This is a genomic window from Algibacter amylolyticus, from assembly GCF_014202225.1.
Lineage (GTDB): Bacteria > Bacteroidota > Bacteroidia > Flavobacteriales > Flavobacteriaceae > Algibacter_B > Algibacter_B amylolyticus.
Genome location: NZ_JACHGE010000006.1, coordinates 229,212 through 242,539 on the forward strand (window position 1 = coordinate 229,212; position 13,328 = coordinate 242,539).

At 34.3% G+C, this 13,328-nt stretch carries 6 protein-coding genes; all 6 read right to left on the reverse strand.

All coding sequences use genetic code 11. The features are described 5' to 3' along the window. Positions 1-181: 181 nt before the first annotated feature. The 6 genes from HNQ90_RS12665 to xylA all read right to left on the reverse strand — a co-directional run bounded on the left by HNQ90_RS12665 (position 182) and on the right by xylA (position 13,283). The gene (locus HNQ90_RS12665) at positions 182-1,348 is read right to left on the reverse strand and encodes a DUF5627 domain-containing protein (protein ID WP_144116398.1); all 1,167 of its coding nucleotides are present in this window, start codon (positions 1,346-1,348) and stop codon (positions 182-184) included. A gap of 39 nt (positions 1,349-1,387) precedes the next feature. Then, complete coding sequence (locus HNQ90_RS12670; protein WP_144116399.1) at positions 1,388-3,115, reverse strand: RagB/SusD family nutrient uptake outer membrane protein; 1,728 nt, start codon at positions 3,113-3,115, stop codon at positions 1,388-1,390. 26 nt (positions 3,116-3,141) lie between these two features. Continuing rightward, entirely contained in the window at positions 3,142-6,204 is a 3,063-nt protein-coding gene (locus tag HNQ90_RS12675; RefSeq protein ID WP_172625873.1) for a SusC/RagA family TonB-linked outer membrane protein, read from the reverse strand. A gap of 38 nt (positions 6,205-6,242) precedes the next feature. Beyond that, positions 6,243-8,138 carry a RagB/SusD family nutrient uptake outer membrane protein gene (locus tag HNQ90_RS12680; protein WP_144116401.1) on the reverse strand — a complete coding sequence of 632 codons (1,896 nt, stop codon included), beginning with the start codon at positions 8,136-8,138 and terminating at the stop codon, positions 6,243-6,245. Positions 8,139-8,149: 11 nt separating this feature from the next. Further along, entirely contained in the window at positions 8,150-11,284 is a 3,135-nt protein-coding gene (locus HNQ90_RS12685) for a SusC/RagA family TonB-linked outer membrane protein (protein ID WP_144116402.1), read from the reverse strand. Between the two features lie 682 nt (positions 11,285-11,966). Continuing rightward, positions 11,967-13,283 carry a xylose isomerase gene (gene xylA, locus HNQ90_RS12690; protein WP_144116403.1) on the reverse strand — a complete coding sequence of 439 codons (1,317 nt, stop codon included), beginning with the start codon at positions 13,281-13,283 and terminating at the stop codon, positions 11,967-11,969. Positions 13,284-13,328: the final 45 nt, after the last annotated feature.

A 13,328-nucleotide genomic window follows, 5' to 3' on the forward strand; every position in this document is an offset into this window, starting at 1 on the left:
GCCCTCTAGCATGCTACTAACCTATTACTAAAACTATAGCCTAGTAACCATAATATGATTAATGGCCTAAATATACCAAAGGCTGTTGCGCTTGCATAAAGAGCAAAAAAAATAGCGAGGGTAAAACCTCGCCATTTTTTAAATTATTATAGTTTATGAGAAACTATCAAAAGCTATATAATTATTCGTTCGTTGTTTCAATAGTAAACTCTTCAAATTTAACATCTCTGTCTCTAATTACTAAAGTGTCTTTAACTGTGTGCAATAAATCGAATGTTGATGTTTTAGTTGAAAGCAATGTACCAAAAAAGCGGTTTTCAGTAACTTCAACTTCAAGTTCTCGGTATTGATAATCTAGGTAAATTACATCTCTAGTTTCTCCTCCCCATGCATCTCCATCTTCTACAAATTTACCTGTACCAGTAACACTAATGGTACTATCTGGATCTGCGTTAGTAACAGTAACGTCTTCATTATCATTGAATGTTAATAATAAATCCAATGTACTATTAGTAGCAATGCCAGGTCTTCTAATATTAATAGTAGTAATTACTTCGTTTCTACCTGCAGTTAATACAGGAAGTAACTCATCACCTACAACAAACTCAGATCTATACACTGTAGAGCCTTCAATACTTTCGCTTTCTGTTTCTATAGGGCTACCATTTGTATAAACCGTTACCGATTCGTTAGAACCCACAGCTTCATCTTCACCACGTCTTAAATAGACACCTTGATATTTATTCATGAACTTAATACCAAAAAGGGTATAGTCTTTAGGTTGCGTTTCCCAATCGTCTGCTTTAATCTTGATAGGATTTGTAACACCTTCAGCCGGCACACCAACTAAAAGCGAATCCAATTCTTCATAATCGGTAATTCTTAATGGAAGTACATAGTGCACTTCACCAAAATCTGCAAATGATTGCGGATCATCAAAAAAGACATCTGAAAGCTGCACAGGAATACGGCCCTTTGTTGAACCCGAAGGAATTGTTACCGGGCTTTCTTGTTCTATGGTATAGTAAGAAGATGGTAAAACTTTAACATTCACGGTATCTAAGCCTAACGCAGCTGCGTCAATTAATTCTGGAGCTAACTCAAAATGGACTCTTCGGTTTTTTTCATTGTTATAAACTCCCGACATAATAACACCAATTTCAAATCGACCATTATTATCGTTTTCATTAAATCCCAAATCATACTTTCCTTGAATTAATGTTCTAATAGGGGTTTGAAATGGAAAATATACTGAAGTTGAGCCAAAGTCGTCAAATTCATTTTCCTGATTTTCGCAAGCCATAAAACTAAAGGCAATTGCACATATAATTAAATATTTTATTTTCATGTCTAATATTTTTTTGTTCTTCTAAATTACAAAATTACTTTACCATCCATTATTTTGTTCCAATTCAGAAAATTTCAGGATTTCAGAATTTGGAATTGGCATATAGGTAGCAAAAGGTTGATAGTTCCTTATTTCAACAGATGGCAACTCAACATAATTACTTCCGTTAAAAAAGTAACCTTTAGCAGGTTCATTTAAAGATAAGCCCCATCTTCTAAGATCCCAGAACCTGTGTCCTTCAAAACTTAGTTCTATACGACGTTCATTTCTAATAAGGTCTCGCATAGCTTCTTTAGTGCTTATAGCTGATAAGTAATTATCTGGTTGTGCAATTCCACCTCTTTCTCGTATTGCCGCAATAATTTCTCTAGGCGTAATACCTCCCACCTGATGGTCTGGGCCACCAATTTCATTGGCAGATTCCGCTAATATTAAAAACAATTCTGTATATCTAAAATACACATTAACATGTATTTTACCTGTTGCTGTATTATCATTATTAATTCTAACATCTGGACGTAATAATTTTTTAAGGTAATAACCCGTGGTTGTTGATTGCTGAGGAATAGAATCTAACCTATCATTACCTCCGCCAATTCCAGTGTTAATTGTTCCACCTCCAAAAGAAGCCCCATTAGTTACCACATATTTTTCTAATCTAGGGTCTCTGTTTGTGTACGGATTTTGAGGATCAAAACCATTAGCCTCGGTTGCTGGATATCCATCTTGCATTGGAAATGCCATTACAAAGTTATGTGTTGGATTAATTTCCCCATTTCCATTAACTGAAGGCGGAAACATTCTTTCCTCATAGTTGGAAGTATTACCACCTAAAGAACTACGCCAAAGCAATTCGCTACTCTTTATATTATCATCAGATGCATAAAACTCATTACCAGTTGGATCTAAACCAGCAACACCTCCAATAGTATTTATAATTTCAGCTGCATTATTTGCTGCAATATTATAATAGCCTTGATCATCTAAAAAAGAAGGACTCGCAGCAAAAAGAGCTAAACGTGCTTTTAAGGCTTTTACAATTCGTCCTGAAATACGTAAATCGAAAAAGTTATCATTTACAACTTGGTATTTCACATAATCAAAATCTTCCAAATCTGAATACCATTCATCTACCTGTCCCTCACTTAAACCATAATCAGTTGGTAATAAAGCAAGCGCCTCATCAAAATCATTTATAATGGCCTGAACAGAAGCTTCAAAAGACAAACGTGGTACATTAAAGTTACCATCTGCTTCAATAAATTCAGTAAAGTATGGAATACCTAGTAATTCTCCAGATGTTCCTACACCAGCATGTGCTTGAAGCACATTAAAATGATGTAAGCCTCTTAAGGCCAAAGCTTCTCCCTTTAAGCGCATTTGAAACATTTCATTAGTTAATGCATCTTTACTCCATTCTGTTTGTCCAGCCTCAATAATTTCTAGAAATCTGTTTACCCAGAATACACGCTCAAAACTATCCCAATTAGCTGCAGGGTTAAATTGTGCATTTAACTCTCCAAGCGCCATTCGCTTATAATTGTTATCTAAAATATTGTTAACAGCATCATCAGTCGCGGCCTCTGAAAATGAATATTGATCTACCAAGCCCGAATATCCGTTTAACAATATTCCTTCTGCTGAATTTGGATTTGTGCTAACAAAATCAAAATCTAACCTGTTTTCATCAATAGGCTCAAAGGTATCACAGGCAATCATGCCAGTAAACACCAACATAATTAATATATATTTTATTAAATTTTTCATTTTATTTATCTTAATTTATAATTATATTAAAATGACATTCTCAAACCAAGAGTATAAGCTCTAGTAAGAGGATTTGTACCTATTCTTAATTGACGAATATCTTTATTTTCTCCTATTTCAAACAAATTAGTTCCAGAAAGATTTAAACTTAAATCTTCAATACCAATTTGATTACAAAGCGCATCCTCAAATTCATATGTTATTTGAGCACGGTTGATATTAAAGAAACTATTGTCGTATGTCCAAAATGTAGATGTTCTAAAATTGTTCTGGTTTGTTTGTGATGACAATCTTGGGTAAGTTGCTGTACTAGCAGTTGCTGGTGTCCAGCGTCCTAAAACAACTTCAGAGTATTTATCATTTCCGTCAACTGAATAATATTCGTTAAAACTATTGTTTAACTTATTACCAACAGCTCCCGTTTGACCTGTAGCTAGAACAAAAAAGTTGAACCTTTTATAGTTTAAGTTAAGGTTTACCCCATAAGTCCATGGACTACTAGCTTGTCCAATATCAATTCTGTCGTCGTTATCAATAATATTATCGCCATTTTGATCTTTATATTTAATATCACCAGGTTGAACATTACCAAAATTAGGTACAGGTAAACCTGCATTTAAATCGCCATCGCTATTAAAATCTGTTTCAGCATAAAAACCTTGATCAACCAATCCAAAAATTGTAGAAATCTCTCTTCCTTGAGATTGTAAATAATCTTCAGCAAATAACTCAGATCTTAAAGTTCTTTCAGTTTTGCTATATAGTACATTTGCTCCTACACTAAATGAAAAATCTTCGTAAGACTTTTTGAAATTCATACCTAATTCAAAACCAGTATATAAGTTCTTATTGTAATTATCATACGGTCTAAATACATTATAATAAGATGGGTATTGATCCTGTAAGAATGTAATTTGTTTATCAAGCTCTGTCCTAAAGTAATTAGCTTCAAGCCAAAGTGAATTCATTAAATACGTTTCGAAACCTAAGTTTAAATCAATACGCTCTTCAAATGTTAAATCGAGATTCTGCCCTTGTGTAATATTTAGTCGACGATTGGTATTTCCATCTGCCCAATTAAAATTATTACCATTAGCATAGTTAACATCATATAAATAATAAGGGCTAGCATCATTATCAATAGTGCCATTAGCATTAAGGGCTGTGATACCTTGATCTGACTTTATAATACCACCCGAAGCCTTTAACTTTAGGTAATTAATAAATTTACTGCGCTTTAAAAAAGGCTCTTCACTTATAATGTAAGCTATACCCGAAGTTGGTGAAAACCCTCCTCTATTACCTTCTGCTAATTTTATAGAATTAATATAGGTTCCTCCAAAATCAAAAAATAATTTCTTTTTGTAATCATAAGCTAACTGAAATCCTAAGTGCGCATCAACATCGGTTTGAATTACATCATTTCTTTTTTGTGAATTATAATATCCCAATAAAGTTGTATTTAAAGAATGATTCTTATCTAAAGTGGTATCATAATTTATTAGTCCATAAAGACCAAATCGAGATAAAAATCCATTGGTACTAACATTTTCAGTTTGATCTTTTAGGTCCTCACCAAAAACATCTAAATTGGATATTCTATCGCCCTCCCAACTTGGAGCATATGTTTTAAATTGATTATTAATAGATAAATTATAAGAATCATAAAAATCGAAACTTATATAAGTTTTAGCAGATAAACCTTTTGTTACCCTATCTAAATCAAAATTAATTGTATTGTTAAACTGGGTAGAACGAAAAACCGTAGTACGATAACCACCAGCAATAGCCAAAGCTATAGGTGCATCTGCCCCAAACTGCTGAGTTGATCCTAAAAGAAAACCATTAAATTTACGTGCCGTTTGTAATTGACCTGCAACTGTTGGGTCGCTAGTATCTACTAAATCTACGGGTAAAAATGGCGAGTAAGCATTAGGTCTTAAGGTCGTAGCGGCATCCAATAAATTAGCTCTAGAAGATTTATTTGTGCTTATAACAGCAATTCCATCTATACTACTAGTAATCCAATCATTTATTTTAAAATCTATATTACCTCTAACATTAAAACGGTTAGTTCCTGCATTAATATCCTCATTAATATCAACCCATTCTTCATTACGGTTCCAACCCACATTAACATAATACTGATTTTTATCATTTCCTCCTGAAAATTCGGTTATAACATTTGTAGCACTTACAAAAGGCTGAACGTAATCCGTTGAATATAAATTTAAATCTGGGTATTTATAGCTATTAGAACTTGTTCTAAATTCTTGAATAAGCGATTGGTCATAAAAATCATCTAAGCCATCATTATTTCTAGCTTCATTAAAAAGTTGCATGTATGGAACTGAGCCTAAATAGTTTGGCAAAGAAATAGGTGTGCTAATACCTGAACGGATATTAACATTAATTTCTTTTTTATTAGCTTTTCCACGTTTTGTATTAATAACAATAACACCATTTCTAGCTTGACTACCATATAGAGCCACAGAATTTGCATCTTTAAGTACAGTTATCTGCTCAACCTCTTCCATATTAAGGATATTAGGATCACGACCAATAACCCCATCAATAACAAAAATAGCATCGCCTATTCCTCTAATATTATCCGAGCCTCTAACCCCTAACATCAATCCATTTATATAATCTCTAACAAATTGTGTATTATCGTAAGTTAATCGGTCTTGAGTATTAATTGATGAAACTGCACCTACAATATCTCGTTTATATTTAGTAGCAACCCCCATCTGTATTAGGTCTTCCTTGGAAGCTAGGAAAGGTGATTTTACTAATGTAATATTACCTATTAAATCAGACATACTAACAATAGCCGATTCATAGCCCTTTTTTTCAATTACCACTGATTGATCTTCAGTTAAATTAATTTCAAATTTCCCATCAACATCCGATGATGCCTTGTCTCCACTAGGACTATAAACTTCAACACCTGTTATAGGGTTTCCTTGCTCATCAACCACGGTTGCCGATACTTCTACTCCATTTTTTTGAGCCATGGCAACATTACAAATGCCAAATACCATTAAGCAAGCTAGAGTAAACAACCTATATAATTTATTTATCTTCATTTTTTTCTTTATATTAATTAAAACGAACTTGTACATGACTACCAACCAGGATTTTGAGGGAATCCCTCGTAAATTTGGGTTTGTTTAGCTTCAAACGGTAACCAATAGTGTTGCGGAAACTCACAAACTCTCTCGACAATAAGTCTTTCTGTGAAACTAGTTCTGTTTTCGGGAAAATCCAATGCTAATTTTCTTTTATATTTATCTAAATGAGCTACTCCCCATCTACGAATATCTACCCATCTATGTGCTTCGTAGCTTAACTCAACAGCTCTTTCTCTTCTTAGCTCGTCCATAAACTTGTTGCTATCTGCAACTATATTAGGATGTACATTAGGAATACCCGCACGATTACGAAATAAATTAATTGCAGCTTCCGCAGTTAAGCCATAAGAAGCCGGTGCTGTAGTTGCGCCTTTAGATGCATGTAATGCTTCTGCATACATTAAATAAACATCTGTAATTCTCATGTGCATACGCATACCAGAGTATTGTCCTATAATATTATTCCATTTACTATGATACTCTCCATCAACTTTAGGATAAAATTTTGTCCACATGTACCCTGTTGTAGATTTTTTATTATCAAAAATTGTTCTACGGTGTATACCTGCATTATCTGTGTTTTCATACCAAAGCTGAGCAAATCTATGCTGTGCATCTCCTCCGGTTGCCTTAGGAGCTACCTCCTCGCCATCTATAATATGCCATCTGTAAAAGCGAGGATCGCGATTTTCAAAAGGTTTAGTAGGATCAAACAAAGTTGGCCCAAAATTACCACTAAGATCATCCTCGATAGAAAGTCCGTTTGCCATTCCGAAATTGTTATGAATATAATTATGGGTAGGAGAGATATTTTCTGATATACTACCATGTATATCTCTATTTACTCCCGATGTCATAAATCTTTCGACTTGACCTTGATTACCACCTCCTGCAGAAAACACATATTCTGCACCTCCTGGCCATGCATTTGGTGTTGGTGATTTCCAAAACACCTCATCATAATTTTCCCAAGACTCTAATCCATAACGTCCTTGATCCACTAATTTAAGAATCCCCGCAAAAGCATCAACAGCCATATCACATAGCTCTGTGTCATATTGATACGTACTAACAGTATTGTTATTTCCAAACATTAAAGGGCTTGCTGCTAAAAGTAAATTTTTACCTTGAAAAGCATATGCCGTTCCTTTAGTAACCCTAGCCTTATTCTCCCCTAATGTTAGTTGTCCATAAGCCTCATTATCCCAATCTACAGGTAATAACTCAATAGCTTTTTCGTAATCTTCATTAGCAAGTAAAGCAACTTCTTTATAGGTTTCTGGACGCGGTATTTTAAAATCATCAATTAAGACTCTATCAATGTAAGGAAAACGCCCCCAGAATTTCATAATCTCATTATGGAAAAATGCTCTGAAAAAATAAGCTTGTCCTAAAATAACATCTTTTTCTGCTTGAGTAGCATTTACCAATAAATCAATATTAGCAATTACAATATTAGCTTTACGAATACCTCTTAAGCTACCATCCCATAAGCCAGGTCTTTGTCTATTAAAATTATTAATATTATCAACATTGGCAGAATTGGTCCCTGTTGATCCATATTCGGAATTTTGATGATTATTAAAGTATGCGAAATTATCAGATATAACCGCATTAAAATTTCCTGCATCAATATCACCACTTATTTTTTGTTCTCTATTAACATGCCCATCATCACCTAAAAGAAAATCTTGAAAGGTATGCGTTTGCATTTCATAAGACACCACTAGGGCATACATTTCTTCAACGAAACCTTGAGCATTTTTAAAGCTTGAAAAAACCTCTTGCTCGTCTATGACTGACTCTGGCGACTGATCTAAATAATCCTCGCATGAATACGACAATACGAGACCTAAGATTAATAATATTTTTATTATATAGTTTTTCATTATTTCTTTTTTTAAAAATTCATATTAAAACCAAAGTTAAATCTTTTCAATGTAGGATAATCCCCTCTAGCCTGTGCATCCGATGACGTGTTAAACTCCCTATCATCAGGTAAATCAGACCATAAAAACAGGTTATTACCATTCGCAAAAACTTGAAGTTGCTTTAGTCCTAGCTTTTCACATGTCTTTTTTGGTATATCGTAAGATAAAGAAACTGCTTTAAGCCTTGTTAGAGAGCCATCCAACCAGTTATCTCTAGGGTTCGTTGCTCCATTTGCTTGCCAGCTTGGTTGCGTATCTGTATTGTTAGGCGTATCTACGGTCCAATAATCTAAATCTTGTTTAAAAATTAATGGTGTTTGCTGTGTAAACGTATTGTTACTAAAGCGTCTAGACGCATTTTGAGTACCATACAGCTGAGCAGAAATACTAAAACCTTTGTAGCGTGCTCCTAAAGTAGCGCTCCAGTTTCTTTGAGGTTGTTCTGGATAACCAAAAGGGGCGTTATCAAAATTAGAATTGTAAATACCGTCTCCATCAAAATCAACAACGTCATAATACCCCACACGGGTAAAACTTTGATCTGTATTTTTTGGAGTTGACATGTAAACATCGTCCCAATTTGTTAAAATACCTGCTGGAATAGCTGTTCTTGATTGTCCAATTGGATAACCAGCAAACTTTTGATAATCCGGTCTAAATAATGGATCGTCTCTTGCTATAACTTTATCTATTGCTTGAGTATAATTAAAGTCTCCAAAAATGTTTATATCGTTATTAAAGGTATAATTGGCACCAAGAACAACCTCAAAACCTCTTACTTCAACTACACCTACATTAAGAGGAGGAGGCGTTGCTCCAAAGAAATCTGGAACACTAAGAGCGTTACCTAGAACCACAATATTATCACGATCTTCTGCAAAATAATCAAATTCACCAGTTAATAAACCATTGAATAAAGACACCTCAGCCCCTACGTTGTACTTAACAGCCGATTCCCACTGAAGGTTTGGATTTCCAACAAGATCCTCTCTATAGAAAACATAGGGTGATCTGGCTGCATCGCCTTGAAATGCACTTGGCACTAAAAATGCCGAACCAAATACGGGACCTCCATTTGCCCATTGCGTTATATATTGAAATCTACCATCAGAATTATCATCACCAACAATACCATAAGACCCTCTAAATTTAAGTAAGTTTACCCAATCTACATTTTCCATAAAGGCCTCGTTTGATACTGTCCAACCTAGTGCTACAGAAGGGAACAAATCGAAACGAAATCCTGGTCCAAATTTTTCAGACCCATTGTAAGCTCCATTAACATCTAAAAAGTATCTTAAATCGTAGTTATAAGTTAACCTTCCTACCCAATCTTCGCGATATCTTGGAAACTGACTACCTGTAGCAGACTGCTGTCTTCTAGCTAAAAACAAGGCTGTTAGGTTATGTTTTTCACCAATAGATTTGTTGTAGTTAAATGAAAAGTCATACACCATTTGACGTGATCGTTGGCTATTCTCGACCTCCGAAGTTCCCAAAGTCCAAGGGGCTTGAACATAATCAAATCGAGTTTCACTATTTGGAATATTAAACTGCTCTAAATCGCCATCGTAAAATCTATAGGATACACCCCCATCATTTAAAGATTGCTTACTCCTCATATTATTATCTAGCGAAAATCGCCCTTGAAAAGATAAGCCTTCAGTTATAAAATCTAATTTTTGCTTTAATATAAAATCTGTATTTACTTGGAAGTTCGTAAATGTATCATACCCAGAGGCCGACAAATTAACAATAGGGTTATTAAAAATAAAAGCAGAATTAATAGATTGCCCATATAAACCATCTGGATATACAGGCGTGTAAAGACTTGGAGCTATTTGATAAACACCATTTATAACATTACTTACACTAGAAGGATTCTCTCTAATACCTAAAAACCCAGAAAGATTAACAGATAACTCTGTAGTACTTGTAATATTAAAATCAATATTAGTTCTAAAATTAAATCTTTCGTAATTGTATTCTCCTAGATATCCTCTTCCATTATCGTATTTACCACCATCAAAAATATCGTCCACTGTTTGGTAAGCTAAACTACCAAAATATTTGGCCGTTTTATTACCACCACGTACAGATAAGTTAATTCTATAATCTTGGGCATAATCTTTTAACAATTCATCTTCCCAGTTAACGTTAGGATAAATATAACTTTCTTCTAGAGATGCCGGGTTACGGTATTTATCTAGAATAGCTAATGGAGTAAAATCTCCCCATGAATTAGGAGCTACAGCTATTTCTCTAAGAATAGAGCTATTAGCTTGCCTTAACGCATCATAAGAATTTAATTTCTCTGGTAGTTGAGAAACTGTTTTAATGGTTGTATTCACATTTAGCGACAACTGTGCTTTTCCTGCCTGCCCTCGCTTAGTGGTTATTAATATAACACCATTTGCACCTTCAACACCAAAAACTGCTGTTGCAGAGGCATCTTTAAGTACAGAAAGCTTTTCAATATCGTTCATATCTATATCGGTCATAGATCTCTTAACACCATCCACTAAAATAAGAGGACCGCCTTCTCCATTCCATGAACTTCGACCACGAATAAAAATCTTCATGTTAGATTCCCCAGGAGTTCCACTACCTTGTATAGCAGTAACACCTGGTAAATTTCCTTGTAATGCTTCTTCAACATTAGCTATACCAGCCGCTCTTTCCATTAAATCTCCACCTTTAACCTGAGTTATAGCTCCCACGACACTCTCCTTTTTCTGAGTTCCATAACCTACAATTACTACCTCATCTAAACTAGCAACGTCTTCTTCTAAAATGACATTAAGTGTAGTTTGATTTCCTACATTTATTTCCTGAGGTTGGAATCCCAAATAAGAGAACACTAAGGTTTTTGGTCCTGCTGATAGTTTTATGGAATATTCTCCATCAAAATCTGTAACCGCTCCATTACTAGTTCCTTTTTGCAAAACATTAACCCCTGGTAAAGGCATACCGTCTGCTCCCGAAACTATTCCCGTAATTCGCTCTTGGGCTTCTAGACTAATAGCCGAAAAAGAGGAGAACAATATTGCCAGCATGAGCACTATTCCAGATCCAGAGCCATGTCTTTTAATTTTTTGTTTCATTTGAAATTTTAGTTTTAGTTTTAGTTTTAAAATATATAAATATTATGTCAAAATTATTTAAATAGCCTTTTACCGCTAAATCATAATAATATGTTAACAATTTTACGAATAACAGAGAAGACTAGTATCCTGCTCCATCCTGCGTAGTGTTAAAAGTTTTAGTAAAAAAAATAATAAAAATTTATTTTACACTTTAAAAAACACCACAACAACCTATAATTAAACACATTACAACCACCTCTCCATTAAAAGAGAAAAAACACACATACTATACATGATATAATTTAACACAATTATACCCTGTAAAGGCCTTTTAGAAATGCATGATGAAAACTGTTTTTTTATAAATTAATAGCATTATTAATTTTATCTTAAATCTTTAAAGCGCTTTTAATTAAAAATAAAGTTCACATATATTTAGACTTATGAAAGACTGTTGTCTATTAAACATAGAGACCATTTTAAGACATATGAATTAGAAACTTTATTCTTAAAGTAAGATTAGGTTTTATAATTTATTTACTTTGAATCTTTATTAGTACTAAATACAAAAAGCAAAATATTTATAATCATCAAAATTATAAGAATATGTATAATTGTTTTCATAGAGATGTATTCGCTTTATTGTAAGACTACAAAATTATCACCTCTTCAATATTTAAATTACTAAAGAGGTGTTTTACTATATATACTGATTGATAATATTCTCGAACAACTCTTGTTTACCGCTTTGTAGTTTTAACTCGCCGTTTTCTTGAGCTAGTTTGTACAAGTCTTGTAAACCTAATTTTCCGTTTTCGAAATCTTTTCCCTTTCCTGAATCGAAAGAGCTGTAACGCTCTGCTCTTAATTTCTCGTAAGGTGAAGAAGTAATGATTCTATCGGCTATTAAAAGCGCTCGTGCAAACGTATCTGCTCCTCCAATATGTGCGTGGAATACATCGTCCATATCGGTTGAGTTTCTTCTAATTTTAGCATCAAAATTAACACCACCACCTTGCAATCCACCAGCTTTAATAAAAACTAACATAGCCTCGGCTGTTTCTTGAATGTTATTAGGGAATTGATCGGTATCCCATCCGTTTTGGTAATCGCCACGGTTAGCATCTAAACTCCCTAACATACCAGCTTTTGCAGCCGTTTCAATTTCGTGTTGGAAAGTGTGTTGCGCTAAAGTAGCGTGATTTACTTCAATATTGATTTTGAAATCTTTATCTAAACCGTATTCTTTTAAGAAACCTATTGCGGTTGCAGAATCGAAATCGTATTGATGTTTTGATGGCTCCATTGGTTTAGGCTCAATAAAGAAATTCCCTTTAAAACCTTGCGCTCGTGCATAGTCTCTAGCCATGGTTAAAAATTGCCCCATGTGGTCTAACTCGCGTCCCATATCTGTATTTAACAAAGACATGTAACCTTCGCGACCTCCCCAAAACACGTAGTTTTCTCCGTTTAATTTAATTGTAGCATCTAAGGCTAATTTTACTTGCCCTCCTGCTCTTGCTACCACATCGAAATCTGGATTTGTAGAGGCGCCATTCATATAGCGTGGGTTAGAAAAACAGTTTGCAGTTCCCCATAATAATTTAACGCCACTTTCGGCTTGCTTACCTTTTATATAATCGGTAATGGTTTCTAAACGTGCTTCAGATTCGGCAAAAGTTGCACCTTCTTGAATTAAATCGAAATCGTGGAAACAGAAATAATCGAATCCCATTTTACCTATAAATTCGAAGGCAGCATCGGCTTTATCTTTTGCTGCTTGGATTGGGTCTGATGATTTATCCCAAGCAAAGTTTTGTGTACCTGGTCCGAATGGATCTGATCCTTGACCACAGAAGGTATGCCAGTATGCTATAGAGAATTTAAACCATTCTTTCATGGTTTTTCCTGCCACAATTTGGTCTGGGTTATAATATTTGAATGCTAAGGGATTGTCTGATTCTTTTCCCTCGAATTTAATGTTTCCTATGCCTTTAAAATACTCTGTATTTGCCATTCTGAAAATGTGTTTAATGGTTTAATTTTTTATTCGTTTGTTTGT